The sequence below is a fragment of the Leclercia sp. Colony189 genome (assembly GCF_009740165.1).
Taxonomy (GTDB): domain Bacteria; phylum Pseudomonadota; class Gammaproteobacteria; order Enterobacterales; family Enterobacteriaceae; genus Enterobacter.
Genome location: NZ_CP046557.1, coordinates 4109523 through 4134494 on the forward strand (window position 1 = coordinate 4109523; position 24972 = coordinate 4134494).

Annotated in this window: 21 protein-coding genes and 1 riboswitch; of the genes, 10 read left to right on the plus strand and 11 right to left on the minus strand. The window is 57.5% G+C overall.

The window, feature by feature from the left end; all coding sequences use genetic code 11:
• Positions 1-12 precede the first annotated feature (12 nt).
• Genes cusF through GNG29_RS19550 form a run of 3 tightly spaced genes read left to right on the plus strand, consistent with a single transcriptional unit; the run spans position 13 to position 4805 of the window.
• Positions 13-363, plus strand: a complete 351-nt coding sequence (cusF, locus tag GNG29_RS19540) for a cation efflux system protein CusF (protein WP_103176982.1) — start codon at positions 13-15, stop codon at positions 361-363.
• Positions 364-403: 40 nt separating this feature from the next.
• Complete coding sequence (locus GNG29_RS19545) at positions 404-1666, plus strand: efflux RND transporter periplasmic adaptor subunit (protein ID WP_156655232.1); 1263 nt, start codon at positions 404-406, stop codon at positions 1664-1666.
• Positions 1659-4805, plus strand: coding sequence for a CusA/CzcA family heavy metal efflux RND transporter (locus GNG29_RS19550; protein ID WP_156655233.1), 3147 nt, complete (start codon positions 1659-1661; stop codon positions 4803-4805). Before GNG29_RS19545 ends, GNG29_RS19550 begins: the two co-directional genes overlap by 8 nt.
• A 156-nt stretch (positions 4806-4961) precedes the next feature.
• Here the strand turns inward: GNG29_RS19550 and parE are convergent, their stop codons facing one another.
• The 5 genes from parE to nudF are packed head-to-tail and all read right to left on the minus strand — an operon-like array spanning position 4962 to position 9371.
• Complete coding sequence (gene parE, locus GNG29_RS19555) at positions 4962-6854, minus strand: DNA topoisomerase IV subunit B (protein ID WP_103176985.1); 1893 nt, start codon at positions 6852-6854, stop codon at positions 4962-4964.
• Between the two features lie 28 nt (positions 6855-6882).
• A complete protein-coding gene (gene yqiA / locus GNG29_RS19560) occupies positions 6883-7464 on the minus strand; it encodes an esterase YqiA (protein ID WP_103176986.1) in 582 nt (193 codons plus the stop codon).
• On the minus strand, positions 7464-8291 hold the full coding sequence (gene cpdA / locus GNG29_RS19565; RefSeq protein ID WP_103176987.1) for a 3',5'-cyclic-AMP phosphodiesterase: 828 nt from the start codon (positions 8289-8291) through the stop codon (positions 7464-7466). The genes yqiA and cpdA overlap by 1 nt, the downstream gene beginning before the upstream one ends.
• 28 nt (positions 8292-8319) lie before the next feature.
• Positions 8320-8742: a DUF1249 family protein gene (locus tag GNG29_RS19570; protein WP_003862516.1), complete on the minus strand. Its 423-nt coding sequence runs from the start codon at positions 8740-8742 to the stop codon at positions 8320-8322.
• On the minus strand, positions 8739-9371 hold the full coding sequence (gene nudF, locus GNG29_RS19575; RefSeq protein ID WP_103176988.1) for an ADP-ribose diphosphatase: 633 nt from the start codon (positions 9369-9371) through the stop codon (positions 8739-8741). Before nudF ends, GNG29_RS19570 begins: the two co-directional genes overlap by 4 nt.
• Positions 9372-9575: 204 nt before the next feature.
• Between nudF and tolC the strand changes: the two genes are divergently transcribed.
• From tolC to GNG29_RS19590, 3 genes are all read left to right on the plus strand, one after another.
• Positions 9576-10997, plus strand: a complete 1422-nt coding sequence (gene tolC, locus GNG29_RS19580) for an outer membrane channel protein TolC (RefSeq protein ID WP_156655234.1) — start codon at positions 9576-9578, stop codon at positions 10995-10997.
• A 174-nt stretch (positions 10998-11171) separates the two neighbouring features.
• On the plus strand, positions 11172-11843 hold the full coding sequence (locus tag GNG29_RS19585) for a DUF1190 family protein (protein ID WP_156655235.1): 672 nt from the start codon (positions 11172-11174) through the stop codon (positions 11841-11843).
• A gap of 2 nt (positions 11844-11845) precedes the next feature.
• A complete protein-coding gene (locus GNG29_RS19590; protein ID WP_156655236.1) occupies positions 11846-13006 on the plus strand; it encodes a glutathionylspermidine synthase family protein in 1161 nt (386 codons plus the stop codon).
• An 81-nt stretch (positions 13007-13087) separates the two neighbouring features.
• Here the strand turns inward: GNG29_RS19590 and ygiD are convergent, their stop codons facing one another.
• On the minus strand, positions 13088-13876 hold the full coding sequence (gene ygiD, locus GNG29_RS19595; RefSeq protein ID WP_156655237.1) for a 4,5-DOPA dioxygenase extradiol: 789 nt from the start codon (positions 13874-13876) through the stop codon (positions 13088-13090).
• A 196-nt stretch (positions 13877-14072) separates the two neighbouring features.
• Between ygiD and zupT the strand changes: the two genes are divergently transcribed.
• A complete protein-coding gene (gene zupT, locus GNG29_RS19600) occupies positions 14073-14846 on the plus strand; it encodes a zinc transporter ZupT (RefSeq protein WP_156655238.1) in 774 nt (257 codons plus the stop codon).
• Between the two features lie 41 nt (positions 14847-14887).
• On the opposite strand, the gene ribB is transcribed toward zupT, so the two are convergent.
• The gene (ribB, locus tag GNG29_RS19605; protein ID WP_103176994.1) at positions 14888-15541 is read right to left on the minus strand and encodes a 3,4-dihydroxy-2-butanone-4-phosphate synthase; all 654 of its coding nucleotides are present in this window, start codon (positions 15539-15541) and stop codon (positions 14888-14890) included.
• Positions 15542-15645: 104 nt separating this feature from the next.
• Positions 15646-15796, minus strand: a riboswitch (FMN riboswitch).
• Positions 15797-15916: 120 nt separating this feature from the next.
• Here ribB and ubiK point away from each other — a divergent pair.
• Complete coding sequence (ubiK, locus tag GNG29_RS19610) at positions 15917-16216, plus strand: ubiquinone biosynthesis accessory factor UbiK (protein ID WP_103176995.1); 300 nt, start codon at positions 15917-15919, stop codon at positions 16214-16216.
• A 74-nt stretch (positions 16217-16290) separates the two neighbouring features.
• Here the strand turns inward: ubiK and hldE are convergent, their stop codons facing one another.
• The 3 genes from hldE to GNG29_RS19625 are packed head-to-tail and all read right to left on the minus strand — an operon-like array spanning position 16291 to position 21943.
• Positions 16291-17724 carry a bifunctional D-glycero-beta-D-manno-heptose-7-phosphate kinase/D-glycero-beta-D-manno-heptose 1-phosphate adenylyltransferase HldE gene (gene hldE / locus GNG29_RS19615; RefSeq protein WP_103176996.1) on the minus strand — a complete coding sequence of 478 codons (1434 nt, stop codon included), beginning with the start codon at positions 17722-17724 and terminating at the stop codon, positions 16291-16293.
• Between the two features lie 40 nt (positions 17725-17764).
• The gene (gene glnE / locus GNG29_RS19620) at positions 17765-20623 is read right to left on the minus strand and encodes a bifunctional [glutamate--ammonia ligase]-adenylyl-L-tyrosine phosphorylase/[glutamate--ammonia-ligase] adenylyltransferase (RefSeq protein WP_156655239.1); all 2859 of its coding nucleotides are present in this window, start codon (positions 20621-20623) and stop codon (positions 17765-17767) included.
• 18 nt (positions 20624-20641) lie between these two features.
• On the minus strand, positions 20642-21943 hold the full coding sequence (locus GNG29_RS19625) for an inorganic triphosphatase (RefSeq protein WP_156655240.1): 1302 nt from the start codon (positions 21941-21943) through the stop codon (positions 20642-20644).
• A gap of 238 nt (positions 21944-22181) precedes the next feature.
• Between GNG29_RS19625 and GNG29_RS19630 the strand changes: the two genes are divergently transcribed.
• Positions 22182-22802: a TIGR04211 family SH3 domain-containing protein gene (locus GNG29_RS19630; RefSeq protein WP_103176999.1), complete on the plus strand. Its 621-nt coding sequence runs from the start codon at positions 22182-22184 to the stop codon at positions 22800-22802.
• 58 nt (positions 22803-22860) lie between these two features.
• Positions 22861-24102 (plus strand): multifunctional CCA addition/repair protein, encoded by a 1242-nt coding sequence (locus tag GNG29_RS19635; RefSeq protein ID WP_103177000.1) that lies wholly within the window; start codon positions 22861-22863, stop codon positions 24100-24102.
• A 10-nt stretch (positions 24103-24112) separates the two neighbouring features.
• Here the strand turns inward: GNG29_RS19635 and bacA are convergent, their stop codons facing one another.
• Positions 24113-24931: an undecaprenyl-diphosphate phosphatase gene (gene bacA, locus GNG29_RS19640; RefSeq protein ID WP_103177001.1), complete on the minus strand. Its 819-nt coding sequence runs from the start codon at positions 24929-24931 to the stop codon at positions 24113-24115.
• Between the last annotated feature and the right edge of the window lie 41 nt (positions 24932-24972).

Here is a 24972-nt window from a genome sequence, read left to right on the forward strand (position 1 = left end):
GGAATTATCACGATGAAAACGCTCTCTACCGCACTCTTATTCGGCCTCTGTTCCGCGACCCTGTTCAGCGCGCACGCCAGCGACAGGCATGACATGGCAAACATGCAGCCCACCGCGGCAACGGCAGAGCAACATCCGGTGGTCAACGCCACAGGAGAAGTAAAACATATTGATATGCAAGAAAAAAAGATAACCATCGCCCACGGACCTGTCGCGGCATTGAACTGGCCAGCAATGACGATGCGTTTCACCCTGACCCCCACGACGCACCTGCAGGATATTAAACCGGGCGACAAGGTTGAATTTACCTTTGTGCAGCAGGGCAACATCTCGTTATTACAGGATATCCACACCCAGGATTAATTTCGCCAGATACGGTGCACTGAGCGTGAATGGAATAACTATGATGCCTTTCAACATTAAAAACACAGCACTTATTGTCGGCGGCGCGATCCTGGGCGGGAGCATTACCGCGGGCATTGCTTTCTCTATTTCAGCTGCGCATTCGACCACGGAAGCTCCCGCCACAGAGCAGCACCGGCAAGTGCTGTTCTGGTATGACCCGATGTACCCCAACACCCGCTTTGATAAACCAGGCAAGTCACCCTTTATGGATATGGATCTGGTGGCGAAGTATGCCGATGAAGAGGGAGGGGAAACCCCTGCCCCTGGCATTCGCATCGACCCGACCCAGACACAAAACCTCGGCGTAAAGGTGGAGTCGGTTCGCCAGGGGCCGCTGCAGTATCAGCGGACCTTCCCGGCCAATGTCAGCTACAACGAATATCAGTTTGCTATCCTGCAGGCACGCTCAGCGGGCTTTATTGAGAAAGTCTATCCCCTGACCGTGGGGGACAAAGTGCGCAAAGGGATGCCGCTGGTGGACATGACTATCCCGGACTGGGTTGAAGCACAGAGTGAATATTTACTCCTGCAGGAGACTGGCGGGACAGGTACTCAAACTGAAGGGATCCTTGAGCGCCTGCGGCTGGCGGGTATGCCGGACGAGGCTGTACGGCGTCTCATCTCCAGCCGCAAAATTCAGACCCGCTTCACGTTGAAAGCGCCTATTGACGGGGTGATTACCGCATTTGATCTGCGCAGCGGGATGAACATCGCTAAAGACAACGTAGTCGCCAAAATCCAGGGTATGGACCCGGTGTGGATCACAGCCTCAGTGCCAGAATCCATCGCCTGGCTGATTAACGATACATCACAGTTCACGTTTTCTGTGCCGGCATGGCCGGATAAAACGCTCTCCGTGAAGAAATGGTCGCTGCTGCCGAGTGTGGATGCGGCAACCCGCACGCTCCAGCTGCGCCTGGAGGTGGATAACCCGGACGAGACCCTGAAACCGGGTATGAATGCCTGGTTAAAACTCAACAGCCAAAGTCAGCCCATGCTGTTAATTCCTTCCACCGCGTTAATCGACAGCGGTGATGAGCAACGGGTTATTACCGTTAATAGCGAGGGGCGCTTTGTCCCGAAATTGGTTGAAGTGTTCCATGAATCCCAGGGTATCACCGCCATTCGTACCGGACTTACAGAGGGTGAAAAGGTCGTGTCGAGCGGCCTGTTCCTGATCGATTCAGAGGCAAACATCACAGGCGCGCTGGAGAGAATGCGTACAACCGGCCATCCGCACGAAGGGAAAGCAAATGATTGAATGGATTATTCGCCGTTCGGTGGCTAACCGTTTTCTGATGTTAATGGGCGTAGCGTTTCTCAGCATCTGGGGTACCTGGACAATCCTCCACACCCCGGTTGATGCCTTGCCGGATCTCTCTGACGTACAGGTGATCGTAAAAACCCAGTATCCGGGCCAGGCTCCGCAACTGGTAGAAAATCAGGTCACCTACCCAATCACCACCACCATGCTCTCTGTGCCAGGCGCAAAAACGGTGCGCGGCTTTTCGCAGTTTGGTGATTCGTATGTGTATGTCATTTTTGAAGAGGGTACGGATCGGTACTGGGCGCGCTCCCGGGTGCTGGAATACCTCAACCAGGTCCAGGGCAAACTGCCCGCGGGCGTAACGGCAGAAATGGGTCCGGATGCCACCGGCGTAGGCTGGATCTTTGAGTATGCGCTGGTGGATCGCAGCGGCAAACACGATCTGGCTGAACTGCGCTCTTTACAGGACTGGTTCCTGAAATATGAGCTGAAAACTCTCCCGGATGTTGCTGAAGTGGCGTCGGTGGGAGGCGTGGTTAAAGCGTACCAGATCGTGGTCGATCCTCAGAAACTAACCCAGTTCGGCATCAGTCTGGCGGAGGTGAAAGCCGCAGTGAATGCCTCCAATCAGGAGGCGGGGGGTGCCTCTGTCGAGCTCTCTGAAGCCGAGTATATGATCCGGGCCAGCGGCTACCTGCAAACGCTGGATGATTTCAATGCCATCGTACTAAAAGCTGGCGTCAACGGTGTACCGATTTATCTGCGTGACGTGGCGCGGGTGCAGACTGGACCGGAGATGCGCCGGGGTATCGCTGAGCTTAATGGCGAAGGAGAAGTGGCCGGGGGCGTGGTGATCCTGCGTTCCGGTAAAAATGCCCGGGAGGTGATCTCCGCGGTCAAAAATAAGCTGGAGACGTTAAAGCAAAGCCTGCCGGAAGGGGTGGAGATTGTCACCACTTACGACCGCAGCCAGCTCATTGACCGGGCCGTCGGTAACCTGAGCCATAAACTGCTGGAAGAGTTCATTGTGGTTGCCCTGGTCTGCGCCCTGTTTCTCTGGCATTTGCGCTCCGCGCTGGTGGCGATTATTTCACTGCCGCTTGGCCTGTGCTTCGCCTTTATCATCATGCGTTTTCAGGGAATTAACGCCAATATCATGTCCCTTGGCGGCATTGCCATTGCCGTTGGCGCGATGGTGGATGCCGCTATCGTGATGATCGAAAATGCCCATAAGCGCCTGGAAGAGTGGCAACACCAGCATCCGGGCCAGAAGCTACGCAACGACACACGCTGGCAGGTGATCACCCAGGCGTCCGTTGAGGTTGGACCGGCGCTGTTTATCAGCCTGTTGATTATCACTTTGTCCTTCATTCCGATCTTTACCCTGGAAGGCCAGGAGGGACGCCTGTTCGGACCGCTGGCTTTTACCAAAACCTGGTCGATGGCGGGGGCTGCCCTATTAGCGATCATGGTGATCCCGATCCTGATGGGATTGTGGATCAGAGGTAAGATCCCGGCGGAAACCAGTAATCCATTGAACCGCCTGTTGATCCGCCTGTATCACCCCCTGTTGCTCAAAGTGCTGCGCTGGCCGAAAACGACCTTACTGGTGGCGGTGCTGTCGGTTTTGACCGTCATCTGGCCGCTCAATAAGATCGGGGGGGAGTTTCTGCCGCAAATTAATGAAGGCGATCTGTTGTATATGCCCTCTACTCTGCCGGGCATTTCCGCTGCGCAAGCGGCGGCGATGTTGCAAACTACCGATAAACTGATCATGACCGTGCCGGAAGTTGCGCGCGTTTTTGGCAAAACCGGAAAAGCGGAAACGGCAACCGACCCGGCACCGCTGGAGATGGTGGAAACAACCATTCAGCTGAAACCTGAAGATCAGTGGCGACCGGGTATGACGATGGACACGATCGTGGCCGAGCTGGATAAAACGGTGCGCCTGCCGGGGCTGGCAAACCTCTGGGTACCGCCCATCCGTAACCGCATTGATATGCTCTCGACCGGGATAAAAAGCCCTATTGGCATCAAAGTCTCCGGTAGGGTTCTGGCCGATATCGACGCCACAGCAGAGCAGATTGAAGGGGTGGCCAGAACCGTGCCGGGGGTCACCTCGGCTCTGGCAGAGCGTCTGGCTGGCGGGCGCTATATCAACGTGGAGATCCAGCGCGACAGAGCGGCGCGCTACGGTATGACCCCAGCCGACGTGCAGCTGTTTATTACCTCCGCCGTCGGTGGGGCCATGATTGGCGAAACGGTGGAGGGCATTGAACGCTATCCTGTTAACCTTCGCTATCCCCAACGCTATCGCAATAGCCCGGAACAGCTGCGTCAGTTGCCCATCCTGACCCCGATGAAACAGCAAATCACCCTTGGGGATGTCGCAGACGTAACGGTCTCAACAGGCGCGTCGATGCTCAAAACAGAAAACGCGCGTCCCACAGGCTGGATTTATATTGATGCCCGCGATCGTGACCTGTTATCAGTAGTTAACGACCTGAAGCAGGCGATTGCTGAAAATGTGCAGTTAAAACCCGGCATCAGCGTAACCTTCTCCGGGCAGTTTGAATATCTTGAGCGCGCCAGCCAGAAGCTGAAATTGATGGTGCCGATGACATTACTCATCATCTTTGTGCTGCTGTATCTGGCATTTCGTCGCGTTGGTGAAGCGTTACTGATCATTACCAGCGTCCCCTTTGCCCTGGTGGGCGGGTTCTGGTTCCTGTTATGGATGGGGTTTCACATGTCGGTAGCCACCGGTACTGGCTTTATTGCGCTGGCCGGGGTAGCCGCGGAATTTGGGGTAGTAATGTTGATGTATCTGCGCCATGCCATCGAGGCCGATCCATCTCTGGACGATCCACGCACCTTCAGTACTGTAAAACTGGACGCTGCGCTGTATCAGGGGGCGGTTCTGCGTGTGCGGCCTAAAGCGATGACGGTCGCGGTGATCCTTGCCGGTTTGCTGCCCATTTTATGGGGCGCTGGCGCAGGCTCGGAAGTGATGAGCCGGATTGCTGCCCCGATGATTGGTGGCATGATCACGGCACCACTGCTGTCGCTGTTTATTATTCCGGCGGCCTATAAATTGATGTGGCTGCACAGGCACCGTCGCGCCCGCGTTTAGAAAGACTTTTCCTGGGCCTTTACCCGTTTGCGTTATTCAGCAGCTAACGCGGCGGATAAAGGCCTTATGAAAAGAGGCCTCGCTGGTCAGCGATCGCTACGGGAGAGGCTCTGAGCAGCGATCTGCATCCGCAGTGAGGTCAGTACGGTAATGCCATCAACCCTCGATATCTGCCAGGTCGCCCTTCTCCTGCAGCCAGTTGCGGCGGTCTTCCGAGCGCTTCTTGGCCAGCAGCATATCCATCACCGCAGTGGTCTGCTGCTCATCTTCATCGCTGATGGTGAGCTGCACCAGACGGCGGGTATTCGGATCGAGCGTGGTTTCACGCAGCTGCAACGGGTTCATCTCGCCCAGCCCTTTAAAGCGCTGCACGTTAGGTTTGCCCTTCTTGCGTTTAAGCTGCTCCAGCACGCCCGCTTTCTCTTCTTCCGTCAGGGCGTAATAGACCTCTTTACCGAGATCGATACGGTACAACGGCGGGAGTGCCACATAGACATGGCCGTTTTTCACCAGCGTGCGGAAATGCTTCACAAAGAGCGCGCACAGCAGGGTGGCGATGTGCAGACCATCGGAGTCCGCATCCGCAAGGATACAGATCTTGCCGTAACGCAGCTGGCTGAGATCTTCGCTGTCCGGATCAATACCGATCGCCACCGAGATGTCATGCACCTCCTGCGACGCCAGCACCTCATCGGAAGAGACTTCCCAGGTGTTAAGGATCTTACCCTTCAGCGGCATGATCGCCTGATATTCACGGTCGCGCGCCTGCTTGGCCGACCCACCCGCAGAGTCCCCTTCCACGAGGAACAGCTCGGTGCGGTTCAGATCCTGTGCGGTACAGTCCGCCAGCTTGCCCGGCAGCGCAGGGCCGCTGGTGAGCTTTTTACGCACCACTTTCTTCGCCGCGCGCAGACGGCGCTGGGCGCTGGAGATCGCCATTTCGGCCAGCATTTCTGCGGCCTGCACGTTCTGGTTCAGCCACAGGCTGAAGGCATCTTTCACCACGCCGGAGACAAACGCCGCGCACTGGCGTGAAGAGAGCCGCTCTTTAGTCTGACCGGCAAACTGCGGATCCTGCATCTTCACGGAGAGGACGTAGGCGCAGCGCTCCCAGATATCTTCCGCCGACAGCTTCACGCCGCGCGGCAGGATGTTGCGGTATTCGCAGAACTCACGCATCGCGTCCAGCAGCCCCTGGCGCAGGCCGTTCACGTGCGTGCCGCCCTGCATGGTCGGGATCAGGTTAACGTAGCTTTCAGTCAGCAGCTCGCCGCCTTCCGGCAGCCACAGCAGCGCCCAGTCCACCGCTTCCGTATCACCGGCAAAATTACCGATAAACGGTTTTTCCGGCAGGGTTGGCAGGCCGTTAACCGCTTCGCCCAGGTAATCATTCAGACCATCCTGGTAGCACCAGCGCTGCTCGCTGTTGTTGACCTCATCCTTGAAGGTAATTTCTACCCCAGGGCAGAGCACCGCTTTCGCTTTCAGGATGTGCGTTAAGCGTGAGACCGAGAAACGCGGGCTGTCGAAGAAGCTCTCGTCCGGCCAGAAGTGGACGCTGGTACCGGTATTGCGTTTCGCGCAGGTACCGATCACCTGCAAATCCTGCACTTTATCGCCGTTCTCAAAGGCGATGTTGTAGACCTGGCCGTCGCGCTTAACGGTCACTTCAACGCGTTTGGACAGGGCGTTCACCACGGAGATACCTACTCCGTGCAGACCGCCTGAGAACTGGTAATTTTTATTGGAGAACTTACCGCCCGCGTGCAGGCGGCAGAGGATCAGTTCAACCGCCGGCACACCCTCTTCCGGGTGGATATCGACAGGCATGCCGCGCCCGTCGTCGATCACTTCCAGCGACTGGTCGGCATGCAGAATAACGTCAACGCGTCTGGCATGACCCGCCAGCGCTTCGTCGACGCTGTTATCAATTACTTCCTGGCCCAGATGGTTTGGGCGCGTGGTATCGGTATACATCCCCGGACGGCGGCGAACCGGCTCAAGCCCGGTGAGTACCTCAATGGCATCAGCGTTATAGGTTTGCGTCATGATTTAAACTAGCAATTCGCAGCGATTGTCAGAGGCTGTGCAGACCGAGAAAATCGACAATCTGGGTGAAATGATCCTCAAAGCCCGTGAAAGCGTGGTTGCCACCCTCTTCTACAGTCTGGCGGCAGGAGGCGTAATACGCCACTGCCTGGCGGTAATCCAGCACTTCATCACCCGTCTGTTGCAGCAGCCAGATAAGATCTGGCGCTTCCAGCGGATCAATCTGCATCACTTTGAGGTCGTAAATATGGCGAGACTCTAGCACATATTGCTGTCCGGTGTAGGGGTTCTCGTTGTGCCCAAGATAGCCCACCAGCAGCTCAAAAGGCCGCACCGCTGGGTTCACCACCACGGCGGGCAGCATAAAGCACTGAGAGAGCCAGGTGGCGTAGTAGCCACCAAGGGAAGAGCCCACCACACCGAAAGGCTCGCCGCCGTGCGCCATGACGATGGTCTCCAGCATCTCGGCAGCGTCAGCCGGGTACGGCGGCAATTGCGGGACGATCATCTCGACGTCGGGATGATGAACCTCCAGCCATTGGCGAAACAGCGTCGCTTTTGCCGAGCGCGGGGAGCTGTTGAACCCGTGCAGATAAAGGAGCGCAGACATCAGTAGCCTTCTGAAGCGGTATCCGGGCGGAACCGGGTGCCTTCCAGGCGGCAGACTTCGGTGGTCAACGAGCCGTCGGCATGCAGTTCCAGCCAGCGCCAGCCTGGCGCAATGGTATCTAACGTGAAGTTCGCGCAATGCGGTTTGAACTGCACGCAGGTAGAAGGCGTAGCCAGCAGGCGACGACCGTTCCAGTCGAGATCCTGCTCCTGATGGATATGCCCGCAGAGCAAGTGCTTCACCCGCGGGAATTTTTCCAGCACCTGATCCAGGGCGGCGGAGTTGCGCAGACTGTGCTGATCGAGCCAGCTACATCCTGCCGGCAGCGGATGATGATGCAGTAAAAGCAGGGTGTTGCGCTCCGGCTCAGCCGCCAGTTTCGCTTCCAGCCACTCCAGCTGAAAATCGCTCAGCTCACCGTGCGGCACGCCGAAGACCTGACTGTCGAGCAGCAGAATCTGCCAGTGGTCGCCGGCGTAGACCCGTTTAGCGGGCGAAATGCCTGAATCCTGAAGTGCGCTGTACATCGCAGGTTGAAAATCGTGGTTTCCCGGTAACCAGACGCAGGGCGCGTGAAAGCTCGCGGTACCTTCAGCGAAATGCTGATAAGCCGCGGCGGTTTGGTCCTGCGCCAAATCGCCCGTTGCGACTATCAAATCGCATTCGCGCTTCTGGCCATGAATGGCTTCCAGAACAGCCTGATAACTCTCCCAGGTATTCACACCTAACAGGGTTTCATGCTTATTGGCAAACAGGTGAGTATCGGTAATTTGTAATACCCTGACTGGCGCCCCACCAGCAACAGTCAGGTTCAACAGGCTTTCCAAATGGTGTCCTTAGGTAGGTTTCACGACGCTAACAAACCGGAATCGCCATCGCTCCATGTGCTAAACAGTATCTTAGCCAATCAGCCAGAAACTGATTAATTTGATGCTTTTCGTCACGTTGATGCAACTTTTTATTTGGGTAATCATAACGCGCTTTGAAGCGGAAGATCTGCTGACTTGAACACACTTCAGCGACCATCGCGTCATGGTACAGCCGCACCGTCATCGACGGCAGGCTCCAGTAGCTGATGGAAGGTGCCGTTTGTTCAATCTCCACCAGCGTAGTGTAACGGGTTGATTCCGTAATCGTTAACCGATACTGCGCGTTGCTCACCTGATAGCTCACTGTTTCGCCGGGCGCGTCATTACGCGGCAGCAAACGGCGCAACTGGGCGAAGTTGGTTTCGCACAGGCGCATCATTTCAGGGAAGTCAGGTGTATAACGCTTCATTTTTTCCACTCGTTTATTAATTCCTGATAGTGCAGCTGTAGCCATTGCAAAGCGATGACAGACGCCGCGTTGTCGATTTTCCCCTCTTCTACCCATTGATAAGCCTGCTCCCGACTTACCACATGAACACGAATATCTTCGTTTTCATCAACCAGACCGTGAATCCCTTGCGCGGTCGTGGCGTCCACTTCGCCTACCAGAACCGATAAACGCTCGCTGGTGCCGCCAGGGCTTGCCAGATAATTCGAAATCGGTTTTGTACGCCCAACCATCAGCCCGGCCTCTTCCATCGCCTCGCGACGGGCAACCTCATCCGGGGTCTCGCCTGCTTCAACCATCCCGGCCACCATCTCCAGCAGCCACGGGCTTTCGCTGGTATCCAGCGCGGCAATGCGAATCTGCTCTACCAGTACCACTTCATCACGCACTGGGTCAAAGGGTAGCAAGACTGCAGCATGCCCGCGCTCAAAAATTTCGCGCCGCACTTCGCCACTCATTTCGCCGTTAAACAGACGATGCCGAAAACGGTATAATTCCAGTGAAAAAAATCCGCTGTAGAGCGTTTCTCGTGCAATAATTTCTACATCGTTTTTTGTAAAAGTCACTGGCAACTTCTCTGGTTTATCCATGTTTGCATCCTGGTATAAATGGTGGCGTTAAGGTGAAATTCAATTCTGCTAAAATGCGGTTTCTACAACAGTATGGTAAATTGGTGCAAGTTACTGCCGCATGGCACGGAACGCCAACCTTTTGCAGTGGCGAAGTCTGCTAGAATCGGTAGATATTTTTTAAATTAGATCAGCGCTAACTAAGCTTCACAACAAGGAAAGCAAATGAAGAAATTGCTCCCCATCCTCATCGGCCTGAGCCTGACGGGTTTCAGCGCGGTGAGTCAGGCAGAGGACCTGATACAGGTTTATAAGCAGGCACGTCTGAGTAATCCGGAACTGCGTAAATCCGCCGCCGATCGTGATGCTGCATTTGAAAAAATTAATGAAGCACGCAGCCCATTATTACCACAGCTGGGTTTAGGTGCAGACTATACCTATAACAACGGTTACCGTGATGCTAACGGCATCGACTCCAACGTCACCAGCGGTTCACTCCAGTTGACCCAGACGCTGTTTGATATGTCTAAATGGCGTACCCTGAGCCTGCAGGAGAAATCTGCCGGTATTCAGGATGTGACCTATCAGACCGACCAGCAGACCCTGATCCTGAACACGGCCACCGCCTACTTCAGAGTGCTGAGCGCTATCGATACGCTCTCCTATATTGAAGCGCAAAAACAAGCTATCTACCGTCAGCTCGATCAGACCACCCAGCGTTTTAACGTGGGCCTGGTCGCCATCACCGACGTGCAGAACGCCCGTTCACAATACGACAGCGTACTGGCGAACGAAGTGACCGCGCGTAACGACCTGGATAACGCCGTTGAACAGCTGCGTCAGGTCACCGGTAACTATTACCCACAGCTGGCTTCCCTGAACGTTGATCGCTTCAAAGCCGAAAAGCCGCAGGCGGTGAATGCCCTGCTGAAAGAAGCTGAAAACCGTAACCTGAGCCTGCTGCAGGCCCGCCTGAACCAGGATCTGGCCCGCGAGCAGATCCGCCTGGCACAGGATGGCCATCTGCCAACCCTGAGCCTGAGCGCCTCTACCGGGGTGTCAAACACCAGCTACAGTGGTTCACGAACCAGCGGAGCCCAGTACAACGACAGCGACGTTGGCCAGAATAAAATCGGCCTGAACTTCTCTCTGCCAATCTATCAGGGCGGCCAGGTCAATTCGCAGGTCAAACAGGCGCAGTACAACTTTGTCGGTGCCAGCGAGCAGCTTGAAAGTGCGCACCGCAGCGTTGTGCAGACCGTGCGTTCCTCCTTCAACAACGTGAATGCCTCTGTCAGCAGCATCAATGCCTATAAACAGGCCGTAGTGTCTGCTCAGAGCTCGCTGGATGCGTCAGAAGCGGGTTACGCGGTCGGTACCCGTACCATTGTTGACGTGCTGGACGCGACCACCACGCTCTATAACGCCAAACAACAGCTCTCCAATGCCCGTTATAACTACCTGATTAACCAGCTGAACATCAAGCAAGCGCTGGGTACGTTGAACGAGCAGGATCTGCTGGCGCTGAACGGCGCTCTGGGTAAACCTATCTCCACTACCCCAGAGGTTGTGGCCCCGGAAAATCCACAGCAGGCTGCCTCTGCTGATGGCTTAACCGCCGCCGCTGCGCGTACCACCAGCAACTAATGATGTCATCCGGCCAGGGCTATCCTGGCCGGGTATTATCGCGCTGCCCGACAAAAAAACGTAAGCCAACGTAAAGATCCCCCAGTTTCGCCCCCATCGCTTCAATTTCCACCACTCATCCTCTATTCTGAGCGTTATTTTCTGTGTTTTATCACTGGGTCCTGGAAGACGATCATGAAACGGACAAAATCCATTAATCACGCCACGTTCCGCAAAAGCTGGAACGCGCGTCACCTCACTCCTGTCGCCCTGGCGCTGGGCGCCGTGTTTATGCTGGCAGGCTGTGAGCAAAGCGACGAAACGGTTTCGCTCTACCAGAATGCCGATGACTGTGCCTCCGCCACCGGCAACAAGGCAGAGTGTACTACCGCCTACAACAATGCCCTGAAAGAGGCCGAACGTACCGCGCCGAAATATGCCAGCCGTGAAGACTGCGTGGCGGAATTTGGCGAAGGTCAGTGTCAGCAGGCGCCTGCTCCGGCTCAGGCGGGCACGGCGCCAGAAAACCAGGCGCAGGCGCAATCCAGCGGCAGTTTCTGGATGCCGTTGATGGCCGGTTACATGATGGGCCGACTGATGAGCGGCGGCGCGGGTTATCAGCAGCAACCGCTGTTCAGCTCTAAAAACCCGGCCAGCCCGGCTTACGGCCAGTATACCGATGCCAACGGCAAAGGTTACGGTGCTGCCCAGCCAGGCCGCACCATGACCGTTCCGAAAACCGCTATGGCGCCTAAACCGGCGACCACCAGCACCGTTACCCGCGGCGGCTTTGGTGAATCTGTTGCCAAACAGAACACCATGCAACGCAGCGCGACCGGCACCTCAACGCGCTCAATGGGCGGCTGATAATGGAACGAGTCAGTATTGTTGAGCGCCCGGACTGGCGCGAAAAAGCCACCGAATATGGTTTCAACTTCCACACCATGTACGGCGAGCCGTACTGGTGTGAAGATGCCTACTACAAGCTGACCCTCGCCCAGGTTGAAAAACTGGAAGAGGTGACGGCGGAGCTGCATCAGATGTGCCTGAAGGTGGTGGAGAAGGTGATCGCCAGCGATGAGCTGCTGACTAAATTCCGCATTCCGAAGCACACCTGGGGCTTTGTGCGTCAGTCATGGCTGACCCATCAGCCGTCGCTCTACTCCCGCCTCGATCTGGCGTGGGATGGCACCGGCGAGCCGAAGCTGCTTGAGAACAACGCCGATACACCAACCTCCCTGTATGAAGCGGCCTTCTTCCAGTGGATCTGGCTGGAAGATCAGCAGAACGCAGGCCATCTGCCGGAAGGCAGTGACCAGTTCAACAGCTTGCAGGAAAAGCTGATCGCGCGTTTCGCTGAACTGCGCGAACAGCACGGCTTCAACCTGCTGCACTTTGCCTGCTGTCGTGACACGGTCGAAGATCGCGGCACGGTACAGTACCTGCAGGACTGCGCCGCAGAAGCGGATGTTGCCAACGAATTTCTCTACATGGAAGATATCGGGCTGGGTGAAAAAGGCCAGTTCACCGATCTGCAGGACCAGGTAATCAGTAACCTGTTCAAGCTCTATCCGTGGGAATACATGCTGCGCGAAGTCTTCTCTACCAAGCTGGAAGATGCTGGCGTGCGCTGGCTGGAGCCGGCCTGGAAGAGCATTATCTCCAACAAAGCGCTGTTACCGCTGCTGTGGGAGATGTTCCCGCACCATCCAAACCTGCTGCCCGCTTACTTCGCGGAAGATGACTATCCGCAGATGGAGAAGTATGTCAAAAAGCCGATTTTCTCCCGCGAAGGCGCCAACGTATCGATTATCGAAAACGGTAACACCGTGGAAGCGGTAGAAGGTCCGTATGGCGAAGAAGGGATGATCGTCCAGCAGTTCTGTCAGTTACCGAAGTATGGCGACAGCTACATGCTGATCGGCAGCTGGCTGATCAACGATCAGCCAGCCGGGATTGGTATTCGTGAAGATCGGGCGTTGATCACCCAGGATCTGTCGCGGTTCTATCCGCATATCTTCGTGGAGTAGCCTGTGGTGCCGGGTGGCGGCTTCGCCTTATCCGGCCTACATCACTCCGCAGGCCCGGTAAGCGCAGCGCCACCGGGCGCTTTACCCCACCTGCACCGACAACATACTCAAGCTGCCCATCTCAATGCCGTCCACCGGTGTGGAAACGGGCTCCTGACCATCCCACGCGCCCAGGACATAGAGCAGCGGCAGGAAATGTTCCGCCGTCGGGTTTGAGAGCGAGCCGCCTTCATGCGCCAGATAGTTCACCAGGGGATGTTCTTCAGCCGGCCCCTGCCAGGTCAGGTTTGCTTTCACGTAATCGTTAAACGACGTTGCCCACGGATAGGGCGTGTTTTCTCTATGCCAGCGGGCTGTGCGCAGGTTATGCACCACGTTACCGCTGGCTACCAGCATGATGCCCTCGTCACGGAGCGCGGCGAGCTTACGGCCCATCTCAAGGTGCCACGCCGCCGGTTTGGTACTGTCGATGCTCAGCTGCACCATCGGGATGTCGGCATCCGGGTACATCTTGATCAGCACGCCCCAGGAGCCGTGGTCAAAGCCCCACGCCTCTTTATCAAGGATGACCGGGAGAGGCGACAGCAGCTCTACCAGCCGCTGCGCCAGGGCCGGTGATCCCGGTGCCGGATAGTGCGTGTCGTACAGCGCCTGCGGGAAGCCGCCAAAATCATGGATCGTTTTCGGCGTTTCCATCGCGGTAACACCGGTGCCACGGGTAAACCAGTGTGCAGAAATCACCACGATCGCTTTCGGACGCGGCAACGTTTCTCCCAGATGACGCCAGGCGCGGGTATAGACGTTATCCTCCAGCGCGTTCATGGGGCTACCGTGGCCCAAAAACAGTGCTGGCATACGAGAAGATGTCATGATGATATCCTTACACAAGCTGTCGATTTGATAGCTTTACCTTACCCGTTAACAGGATAAGATGAACTCTGATAACCATGATGAAGATCATCAGGAAATTTGAATGTAAGGGATCTGTAAAGGCGATTATACCCGCTCGCTTTACGCGCGTTTAGCCTTTAATATGAATGATAATCATTATCATAAGGAGAGGTGAATGTCAGTTCCTCTGATTCTGACGATTCTCGCAGGCGGCGCCACCTTTATCGGCGCCCTGCTCGGCGTGCTGGGCCAGAAGCCCTCGAACCGCGTGCTGGCATTTTCGCTCGGCTTTGCCGCCGGGATCATGTTGCTCATCTCCCTGATGGAGATGCTGCCCGCGGCACTCGGCACCGAAGGGATGTCGCCGGTGCTCGGCTACGGGATGTTTGTTTTTGGCCTGCTGGGCTACTTTGCGCTGGACAGAATGCTGCCCCACGCGCACCCGCAGGATCTGATGCAGAAAGGGAGTCAGCCGCTGCCCCGCAACCTGCGACGTACTGCGCTGCTGCTGACCCTGGGCATCAGCCTGCACAACTTCCCGGAAGGCGTTGCGACCTATGTGACCGCCAGTAACAACCTGGAGTTAGGATTCGGTATTGCGCTGGCGGTGGCGTTGCACAATATCCCGGAGGGGCTCGCGGTCGCAGGCCCGGTCTATGCGGCCACCGGTTCAAAACGTAAAGCGGTCTTCTGGGCGGGTATTTCCGGCATGGCGGAGATTGCAGGCGGCGTACTGGCGTGGCTGATCCTCGGCAGCCTGATATCGCCGGTGGTGATGGCGGCGATTATGGCGGCAGTGGCGGGCATTATGGTGGCGCTGTCGGTGGATGAGCTGATGCCGCTCGCCAAAGAGATCGATCCCAATAACAATCCCAGCTACGGCGTGCTGTGCGGGATGTCGGTAATGGGGCTCAGTCTGGTGCTGCTCCAGACGGCAGGAATAGGGTAAAAAAAACGCCGGGTTAACCCGGCGTTTTTTATGCTGCGTTATCAGCTGGCTTTGCGCTCGTGCGCCTGGCGATACGCCACCAGATCTTCAATGGTAACCACCGCCATGTTGTGTTTCACCGCGAAGTCAATGCACTCCGGCGCGCGGGCCATAGAGCCATCATCATTGGTCAGTTCACACAGGACACCGGCGGGTTTGAAACCGGCCAGCGTTACCAGATCGATAGTGGCTTCGGTGTGGCCGCCGCGAGTCAACACGCCGCCCGGCTGCGCGCGCAGCGGGAAGACATGGCCCGGACGGTTCAGGTCAGAAGGTTTTGCACCGTCGGCAATGGCGGCACGCACGGTGGTGACGCGGTCAGCGGCAGAGACACCGGTGGTCACGCCGCTGGCGGCTTCGATGGTGACGGTAAAACCGGTGCCGAAGGCGCTGGTGTTGTTCTCTACCATCATAGGCAGTTCCAGCTGTTTACGGCGATCTTCGGTGATACACAGGCAAACAATGCCGCTGCCGTGACGGATGGTCAGCGCCATCTGCTCAACGGTCATGGTTTCGGCGGCGAAAATCATATCGCCTTCGTTTTCGCGGTCTTCATCGTCAAGCACCATCACGCCGCGGCCTTCGCGAAGCGCAGCAAGCGCCTGCTCAACACGGTCAGTAGAGGTACCGAAAGAGGAAAGGAGCGTCTGATTCATGGTAAAAAAACCTCATTAAAATTATGGTTACCAGAATCAGGGCAGTCTTAGGAGCGCCGGAGTACGGCAAAAAAATAACGTGAGCGGGCCTCGCCCGACTGGTTCGTTACTCTCTCCCATCCGGACTTTAACCGTCGGCCCCGGAATTACACCGGATCTGCTGACCTTTGAGTATGCACCCAAAGCGCTCGCGGGCTTTCAACATGGTGTTGATTTACCGCCGGTGGGGAATTTCGCCCCGCCCTGAGAATAAGCGGGATAACTATAACGCTAATGATTATGTTCGGCAACGCATAAGCTTCACACAATTCTGGTTTAAGGATCCCCGTAACGCGCTACAATGGTTCTAAACATCTTTACTTCAAGGGAACTATGATGATCGACCCAAAAAAAATTGAACAACTTGCCCGCCAGGTTCATGAATCCATGCCAAAAGGCGTACGTGAGTTTGGTGATGATGTTGAGAAGAAGATCCGCCAGGTGCTGCAGGCGCAGCTGATGCGTCTGGATCTGGTCAGCCGTGAAGAATTTGACGTGCAGACGCAGGTTCTGCTGCGCACCCGCGAAAAGATTGCCCTGCTGGAGCAGCGCCTCACCGAGCTGGAAAACCGCGGTGTTGTTGTTGATGAAGTGAAACCGGCCCCGGCGATCCCACCGGTAGACAACGTGGAATAATTCACACGGGTTACCGTAGGCCGGGTAAGGCGAAGCCGCCACCCGGCAAAAAAACGGGCCTTTCGGCCCGTTTTTTATTTCTCGCTATCTTTCTGGATCTTTTTGATGATGTTGGTGGTTGAACATCCGTCCTCAAAATTGAGCACCATCACTTCCCCGCCGTTGGCCCAGACCTCTTCGCTGCCCGCGATTTGCTCAGGCTTGTAGTCACCGCCTTTCACCAGCAGGTCCGGCAGGATCCCGGCAATCAGGCGCTGCGGGGTATCCTCTTCGAAGGAGACGACCCAGTCCACCGCTTCCAGCGCGCCTAGCACAATCATACGCTGCTCAAGCGGATTCACCGGACGGGTTTCACCTTTCAGACGTTTGGTGGAGGCATCGCTGTTCACCGCCACGATCAGACGGTCGCCCAGCTTGCGCGCGTTGGCAAGATAGGAGACGTGGCCCGCGTGCAGAATGTCGAACACGCCGTTGGTCATTACCACTTTCTCACCACGCTTACGCGCGGCGGCAACGGCCACTTTCAGCTCTTCTTCACTCATCACGCCAAAACCGGTATCAGCACGGCCACGCACCGCGTTTTCCAGCTCGATAGGGGAGACGGTTGAGGTCCCCAGCTTGCCGACCACCACGCCTGCGGCAGCGTTGGCAAAGTAGCAGGCCTCTTCAAGGGTATTACCGGCCGCCAGCGTCGCCGCCAGCACGCCAATCACCGTATCGCCCGCACCGGTGACGTCATACACTTCCTGCGCCTGGGTTGGCATATGCAGCGGCGCTTTGCCCGGTTGCAGCAGGGTCATCCCCTGCTCGGAACGGGTCACCAGCAGCGCGGAGAGATCGAAGTCGGCGATGATCTTCATGCCGCGCTCAACGATCTCATCCTCGGTTTTGCATTTGCCCGCCACCGCTTCAAACTCGGAGAGGTTCGGCGTCAGCAGCGTCGCACCGCGATAGCGTTCGAAATCGGTGCCTTTCGGGTCGATCAGCACCGGCACACCGGAAGCGCGGGCCAGCTTAATCATCTGCTGGACGCTCGCCAGCGCCCCTTTGGCGTAGTCGGAGAGCACCAGCGCGCCGATGTTGCCCAGCGCCTGGTTGATGCGCTCGTGCAGCGGCTCCGGATCTACCCCTTCAAAGCCCTCTTCAAAGTCGAGGCGGATCAGCTGCTGATTGCGCGACAGCACCCGCAGCTTGGTAATGGTCGGGTGCGTTGGAACAGAAACGAAATCACATTTAACGTTCACATCCGCCAGCGTCTTGCTCAGCGCCCGCGCCGCATCGTCGATGCCGGTCAGACCGACCAGACGCGAATGCGCGCCGAGAGAAGCAATGTTCATCGCCACGTTTGCCGCGCCGCCAGGACGCTCTTCAATGGTATCCACCTTCACCACCGGGACCGGGGCTTCCGGGGAAATGCGGCTGGTTGGCCCATACCAGTAGCGATCCAGCATCACATCGCCAACTACCATAACTCCAGCACGTTCAAACTCTGGCAGTGTTACTTTCATTCCTGACTCCAGAAAGATTCACAATTTGCGCGCGATAATATCACACTTGTTTTGTTACGCACGGTTCCACCAGCCACTTCTGCCAGCAGGCGCGCACCAGCTCCCGCTCGGCGTTAAAGCAGTCGAGCGGCAGATGACCGGGCTGCTCCTGCAACGCCAGATGATGCAGTTCATCGCGCAGCGTGGTGTAAGCGCGGGTGAGCGCCAGCGCCTCCTGCTCATCCATAATGTCGTTCTGCGCCAGCAGTTCCAGAATGCGCACGTTATCCGACCAGCGGGTCAGCTTCGGTTTGGCGTGGGCGTCACGCAGCACCAGATACTGGGTGATAAATTCGATGTCGGTAATACCGCCTTCGTCGGCTTTAATATCAAAGCGATCACGATGTTTATTTCCCAGATGGGCGCGCATTTTTTCACGCATCTCGCGCACCTCGGTCTGCAGCGTCTGGCCTTCACGCGTGGCGGTCAGCACGTCGCGCCGGATAGCATCGAACTGCGCCTTCAGCTGCGGATCGCCATAGACCACCCGGGCGCGCACCAGAGCCTGATGCTCCCAGGTCCAGGCTTCGTTCTTCTGATACTCGGCGAACGACTCGGTGGAGGTGACCAGCATGCCCGCCGCCCCGGACGGACGCAGGCGGGCATCCACTTCATACAGAATGCCCGACGACGTGCGGGTGCTGAACAGGTGCATGATGCGCTGGGCGAGGCGCAGGTAGAACTGACGCCCGTCGATCTCACGCTCGCCGTCGGTCATCACATCTACCGGGCAGTCGTGAAGGAAAATGAGATCCAGATCGGAGCTGTAGCCCAGCTCCCAGCCGCCCAGCTTGCCATATCCCACCACCGCAAAGCCGCGCCCTTCCCGATCGGCCAGGTGTTTCGGCTGGCCATAACGCGCCACCATCTGTACCCACGCCTGATGGACAACGGCATCAATAATCGCCTCCGCCAGCCAGGTTAAGTGATCGCTCACTTTCATCACCGGCAACGTTCCGGCGATATCGGCGGCAGCCACACGCAGCAGCTGCGCCTGTTTAAACTGACGCAGCGCCTCCAGCTGCTGCTCCTCATCCTCCTCCGGCACGCGCAGCAGATACTGGCGCAGCTCGTCCCGGTAGGCGTCGGTCGCCGTCGGCTGGTAAAGGGTATTGGGATCGAGCAGCTCGTCCAGCAGCAGCGGATAGCGCGCCAGCTTGCTGGCGATCATTGGCGAGGCGGCGCAAAGGGAAATCAGGTGCTTTAGCGCGCCAGGGAACTCGCTTAACAGCTCCAGATAGGTGGTGCGGGTGATGATCCCGCTGAGCAGCGGGGTCAGGCGCGACAGCGGCACCGGCGCATCGGCGCGGGAACAGACATCGCTGAGCAGGTGCGGCATCAGGTGATCGAGCACCTGACGTCCGCGCGGGCCAATGGCGCGCTTGTTCAGCTCCAGGCGGAAATCGGCAATCAGCGCCACCACCCGGTGACGGTCATCATTACTGAGGTGGGCCAGCACCGGGGTAGTGTCGTCCTCCTGCAGCGCATCCTGCCACAGCTCGCGCCAGTGCTCCGACAGCTCATCATCCTGTGATTCGCTCTCATCGTCGCCAATCAGGTCGTTAAAAATCCGCCGCACCGCGGCCATGTGCGCATCCAGCGCCTCGGTCAGCGCCTGCCAGTCGTCCAGGCGCATTCCCCAGGCGAGGCGGGCGCGATTAAGCTCATCCCCCGGCAGGGTCTGGGTTTGTTCGTCGTTAATGCTCTGCAGCAGGTTCTCCAGCCGACGCAAGAAGAGGTAGGCCTCACGCAGGATCTGCGCATCCCCTTCCGCCAAAAGGTTCAGCTGTGCAATTGCCGCAAGCGTTGGCAGCAGGGAGCGGGATTGCAGCGACGGCTCGCGCCCGCCGCGGATCAGCTGGAACACCTGGACGATAAACTCGATCTCGCGGATGCCGCCCGCCCCCAGCTTGATGTTGTCTTTCAGGCCGCGACGCCGCACTTCCCGGGCAATCATCCCTTTCATGTTGCGCAGCGACTGGATGACGCTGAAATCGATATAGCGACGGAACACGAACGGGCGCAGCATGGCGCGCAGCTCGCTGGCGTAGGCACCGTCGTTATCGCCCATGATCCGCGCCTTGACCATCGCGTAGCGCTCCCAGTCGCGCCCCTGCTCCTGGTAGTAGTCCTCCAGCGCGGCAAAGCTCAGCACCAGCGGGCCGCTGTCGCCGAACGGACGCAGGCGCATATCCACGCGATAGACAAAGCCATCCTGGGTGGGTTGATCCAGGGCCTTAATCAGCCGCTGCCCCAGGCGGGTAAAGAACTGGGCGTTGTCCAGCTCACGGCGTCCGCCGCGGGTGGCACCCTTCTCCGGCCAGGCGAAGATCAGATCGATGTCTGAGGAAAAGTTGAGCTCGCCGCCGCCGAGCTTGCCCATCCCTAAAATCAGCAGCGGCTGCGGGGTGCCATCCTCACTGCATGGCGTTCCCCATTCACGACAGCAGGCGTCGTACAGCCAGTCGCGGGCGGTGACGATCAGCGTCTCCGCAAGGTGACTCAACTGCTGCAACGTGCTCTCTTCACTCACCAGCATCAGCGCCTGCGCCCAGGCGATGCGCACCATTACCCGGCGGCGGAAATGGCGCAGCTCGCGCATCAGCGCGGCTTCATCGCCGACATCTGCCAGCGCGTCGCATAACCACTGCGCGTAGTGCTGCCACTCGTCCGCCTGCGGCGGCGCGGCCTCAAGCCCGGTCAGCCAGTCAGGATGTGCCGTAACGCTCTCCTGCACAAAGTCGCTGAACGCCAGCACCTGCCTGGCCTGCTCGCTTAATGACGAGGCGGGTAATGTTTCCGGCAGACGCTCACATACCGTCTGCCACTGCTGCTGTAAGGGTGAAGAAAGCGGCATCATGGGGGTTCCTTGCCTGCGTTAACGTTTTCCGCTGTGCAGCCAGAATGGCTCCTGCGAAATGGCTTCGTTGCGGAAATGCTCAATTTCAATGTGCTGGCGCGTCTTAATGGCATGCAGCAGACCTTGCCAGTTTTCCAGCCAGGCGCGGGCCACCGGGCCGTCATAGGCCCCTGCCAGCAGCAGCATACTGTCGATGTTGCGCGCCAGACGAATCAGCTGATCGCCATACTGATCCCCCAGCGGATGGGCGAAGGTGGTTTTCAGTTCAGCGGCGTGACGGGAGAGGTGAATATCGGCGAAGCGCTTAAAGTTATCCGCCATTTTGCTCTGCGCCTTCGCGTCGAGGAAGGTGCGCCAGCCGCGCGTCACCAGAAACTCGGTCAGCGCCAGTTTCGCGGTGGCGGTTTGCGGGCTGTAGACCGCCGTCTCGGCAGAGACATCCGACGCCATCAGGGTTTCGGTCTGGGTCAGCAGATCGCGTAAGTGAGCACTCGCTTTACGTGGCACAATGCCGCCGAACAGCGTCAGGCTGTGACGTACCAGCGCCATTGCCGCCAGCACCTCGGCTTTCGCCCCTTTCACGCCGCGGACCCACAGCTCCTCGTGATACTGCCACTGGCTCAGGGCCAGCTCCAGCGAGGCTTCAAATCCCTGCTCGATGGAGGATTTCGGCGCGACGCGCATAATCTCCAGCGGTTTCAGGGTGCGCGGGGCATTGCCCTGGGCCAGATGATAGCCGCGGGCCGCCTTGCTCAGGCTTCCCTGACGCAGACCGCTCTGGGTCACCAGCTTACGCGCCAGCTTCAGCACGTCATCGGCGTGGCCTTCCAGCAGCTCAAGCTCCAGCTCGCAGATCGGCTCCTGGAACTCGCCCGCTTTTACCTCACCCCGGTCGAGGGCGATTTCAATGCGGCTTTTACCTTCGTTCACCAGCCACTTTTCGCGCCAGAAATCGGTGCTGAACAGCGGGCTGGCGCTCTCTTCCAGGCCCTCGGGGAGTTGGCCTTCCGGCCACACTTCCGCCGGGAAGCGCGCCAGATCCAGCGCAGGCTGGTCAATATCAATGTTGTATTCCGGGCGCTGATGCAGACCGCCCACCACGCGACCACCAATTTTCATGGTCATCTCGTAGCGGCCATCAACGCCGCGGATGCGCAGCCCCCTGTCATGGCGACGCAGCCACAGGTCCTGAGTTTCGTAATAGATGTTGAGCAGTTGCACCGGCTCGTGATGTTCAGCTGTCAGCTGGTGCAGATGGTTTTTCAGCGCGTCGACGCTCTCATTTTCAACGATAAACTTTAATTCGATTTCCTGAGCCATGGCCTTGTTCTTTTGATTGCAGCACTGCGGGGTAAATTTAGGCGAACTTACTCGCCACTTTTTTGTCAGTAGATAGTATTTTGCGCCAGATTGCCACGCAATGAGCAATTTGACGGGCGTAAAGTTTGTTAAAGTGGCAAACCCTACACGGAGGATTCCGAATGCTGACGAATCCTTTGCGTGGAGAAGCCGTTACCACTACTATCGTTCCACTTTTTACGAAAATAACGACTGCCTGATGCTTAAATTACGCCTAATCGGACTGACATTACTTGCTTTTAGCGCCGCAACAGCGGTTCACGCTGAAGAGAAACGCTACGTTTCTGACGAACTGAATACCTGGGTACGTAGTGGTCCGGGTGACAATTATCGCCTCGTGGGTACGATTAATGCCGGCGAGGAAGTGGTGCTGTTACAGAGCAATGCCGACTCTAACTATGGCCAGGTGCGCGACAGCAGCGGCCGTACCGCCTGGATCCCGTTGAAAGAGCTTAGCACCAGCCCAAGCCTGCGCACCCGCGTGCCGGATCTGGAAAACCAGGTCAAAACCCTGACCGACAAACTGACCAATATCGACGCCACCTGGAACCAGCGCACGGCTGAAATGCAGCAGAAAGTGGCGCAGAGCGACGGGGTGATCAACGGTCTCAAAGACGAAAACCAGAAGCTGAAGAACGAGCTGATCGTCGCCCAGAAAAAGGTGAGCGCAGCCAACCTGCAGCTGGATGACAAACAGCGCACCATTATTATGCAGTGGTTTATGTATGGCGGCGGCGTGCTGGGTATGGGTCTGCTGCTGGGTCTGGTGCTGCCGCATCTGGTACCGAGCCGTAAGCGTAAAGACCGCTGGATGAACTAAATCGCTATCTCTGCCACACTTACGTATTATTGCCATTTTTAATACGGGAGAGTGTGGCGTGAAGATTTATCTGGTCGGTGGTGCGGTTCGTGATGCGTTGTTAGGTCTGCCGGTCAAAGATAAAGACTGGGTGGTGGTAGGCGCCACACCTCAGGAGATGCTTGATGCGGGCTACCAGCAGGTAGGCCGCGATTTTCCTGTCTTCCTGCATCCGCAAAGCCGCCAGGAGTACGCGCTGGCGCGTACCGAGCGCAAATCCGGCGTCGGTTATACTGGCTTCACCTGTCATGCCGCCCCGGACGTCACCCTTGAAGAGGATTTGCAGCGCCGCGATCTGACCATTAACGCCCTCGCCCAGGATGAAAACGGCCATATCATTGATGCCTATGGCGGCCAGTCGGATCTGCGAAACCGCATTCTGCGCCATGTTTCCCCCGCCTTCTCTGAAGATCCGCTCCGCGTGCTGCGCGTGGCGCGTTTTGCTGCCCGCTATGCCCACCTGAGTTTTCGCATCGCCGATGAAACGATGGCGCTGATGGCCGCCATGACCAGAGCGGGCGAGCTGGAACACCTTACCCCCGAACGCGTGTGGAAAGAGACCGAGAATGCGCTCACCACACGTAATCCACAGGTTTACTTCCAGGTGCTGCGCGAATGCGGGGCGCTGAAGGTACTGTTCCCGGAAGTGGACGCCCTGTTTGGCGTGCCGGCCCCGGCGAAGTGGCACCCGGAAATCGATACCGGCATCCATACCCTGATGACCCTGAGCATGGCGGCGATGCTGAGCCCGGAGGTAGACGTCCGCTTTGCCACGCTCTGTCACGACCTCGGGAAGGGGTTAACGCCGCCCGAACTCTGGCCGCGCCACCACGGCCACGGTCCGGCGGGTGTGCGGCTGGTTGAACGGGTCTGCCAGCGGATGCGGGTCCCTAACGAGATCCGCGATCTGGCGAAGCTGGTTGCCGAGTTCCACGACCTGATCCACACCTTCCCGATCCTTAAACCGGCCACCATCATCAAGCTGTTCGACAGTATTGACGCCTGGCGCAAACCGCAGCGCGTGGAGCAGATCGCCTTAACCAGCGAAGCCGACGTGCGCGGGCGTACCGGGTTTGAAGCCAACGATTATCCGCAGGGGCGGTTGCTGCGTGAAGCCTGGGAGGTGGCGAAAGCGGTGCCGACAAAAGCGGTCGTCGAAGCTGGATTTAAAGGAGCAGAAATCCGGGAAGAGTTAACGAAACGGCGGATCCGGGCCGTCGCAGCCTGGAAGGAACAGCATTGCCCTCAGCCGAAAGACTGAGGGCGGGCAATCAGAAGAAGACCACGTATACCGCGGCCGCCACGATAAAGCGATAGATGGCGAACGGGATAAACGAGATGTGCTTGATCAGTTGCAGGAAGGTTTTGATGGCGATCAGCGCCACGATAAAGGCGGTGACAAAGCCCACGGCAAACATCGGGATGTCGCCCGCGGTCAGGAAGTGATAGCTCTTGTAGAGATCGAGCGCGGTGGCGCCCATCATCATCGGCACCGCCAGCAGGAATGAGAACTCAGAGGCCGCATAGCGGCTCACGCCCATCAGCATCCCGCCTGAAATCGTCGCCCCGGAGCGAGAGAAGCCCGGCCACAGTGCCAGACACTGGAAGCAGCCAATCATAAACGCCTGACGGTAGGTCATGTCGTCCAGACCCGGCGCGCGGGGCTCTTTCGGCTTCAGCAGCTCGGCGGCAATTAGCAGGATACCGCCGACCACCAGGGCATACATGACGTTAATCGGGTTAAACAGCGACTTGATGGTGTCGTGGAGTAACAGACCCAGCACTACCGCCGGAATCATCCCGAGCAGAATGTGCAGCAGCGTTAAACGCCCTTTACCTGTGCCTTCATGCGGCGGATGACCAAAGTGGATGCCAATCAGGCCGAACAGGCGACGCCAGAACATCACCACCACCGCCAGAATGGATCCTAACTGGATCACTACCTCAAAGGTTTTCGCCGTTTCGCCTTCGAACCCCAGCAGATGGCCGACAATGATCATATGGCCTGTACTGGAAACCGGCAAAAACTCTGTCAATCCTTCGACCACACCCAGTATTGCTGCCACCAGCAGGGAGTGCATATCGCTCATCAATTAACCCCTAAAAGACAGAAAAAAGGGCTACCCAGGGG

Coding starts and splice junctions, on each gene's coding strand:
- GNG29_RS19585 (WP_156655235.1), top strand. CDS start 11,172: ATGAAACGGACAAAATCCATTAATCACGCCACGTTCCGCAAAAGCTGG.
- GNG29_RS19625 (WP_156655240.1), bottom strand. CDS start 21,943: ATGGCTCAGGAAATCGAATTAAAGTTTATCGTTGAAAATGAGAGCGTC.
- GNG29_RS19545 (WP_156655232.1), top strand. CDS start 404: ATGATGCCTTTCAACATTAAAAACACAGCACTTATTGTCGGCGGCGCG.
- bacA (WP_103177001.1), bottom strand. CDS start 24,931: ATGAGCGATATGCACTCCCTGCTGGTGGCAGCAATACTGGGTGTGGTC.
- cusF (WP_103176982.1), top strand. CDS start 13: ATGAAAACGCTCTCTACCGCACTCTTATTCGGCCTCTGTTCCGCGACC.
- zupT (WP_156655238.1), top strand. CDS start 14,073: ATGTCAGTTCCTCTGATTCTGACGATTCTCGCAGGCGGCGCCACCTTT.
- tolC (WP_156655234.1), top strand. CDS start 9,576: ATGAAGAAATTGCTCCCCATCCTCATCGGCCTGAGCCTGACGGGTTTC.
- ribB (WP_103176994.1), bottom strand. CDS start 15,541: ATGAATCAGACGCTCCTTTCCTCTTTCGGTACCTCTACTGACCGTGTT.
- hldE (WP_103176996.1), bottom strand. CDS start 17,724: ATGAAAGTAACACTGCCAGAGTTTGAACGTGCTGGAGTTATGGTAGTT.
- yqiA (WP_103176986.1), bottom strand. CDS start 7,464: ATGTCTGCGCTCCTTTATCTGCACGGGTTCAACAGCTCCCCGCGCTCG.
- GNG29_RS19630 (WP_103176999.1), top strand. CDS start 22,182: ATGCTTAAATTACGCCTAATCGGACTGACATTACTTGCTTTTAGCGCC.
- ubiK (WP_103176995.1), top strand. CDS start 15,917: ATGATCGACCCAAAAAAAATTGAACAACTTGCCCGCCAGGTTCATGAA.
- GNG29_RS19570 (WP_003862516.1), bottom strand. CDS start 8,742: ATGAAGCGTTATACACCTGACTTCCCTGAAATGATGCGCCTGTGCGAA.
- GNG29_RS19590 (WP_156655236.1), top strand. CDS start 11,846: ATGGAACGAGTCAGTATTGTTGAGCGCCCGGACTGGCGCGAAAAAGCC.
- ygiD (WP_156655237.1), bottom strand. CDS start 13,876: ATGACATCTTCTCGTATGCCAGCACTGTTTTTGGGCCACGGTAGCCCC.
- nudF (WP_103176988.1), bottom strand. CDS start 9,371: ATGGATAAACCAGAGAAGTTGCCAGTGACTTTTACAAAAAACGATGTA.
- glnE (WP_156655239.1), bottom strand. CDS start 20,623: ATGATGCCGCTTTCTTCACCCTTACAGCAGCAGTGGCAGACGGTATGT.
- parE (WP_103176985.1), bottom strand. CDS start 6,854: ATGACGCAAACCTATAACGCTGATGCCATTGAGGTACTCACCGGGCTT.
- GNG29_RS19550 (WP_156655233.1), top strand. CDS start 1,659: ATGATTGAATGGATTATTCGCCGTTCGGTGGCTAACCGTTTTCTGATG.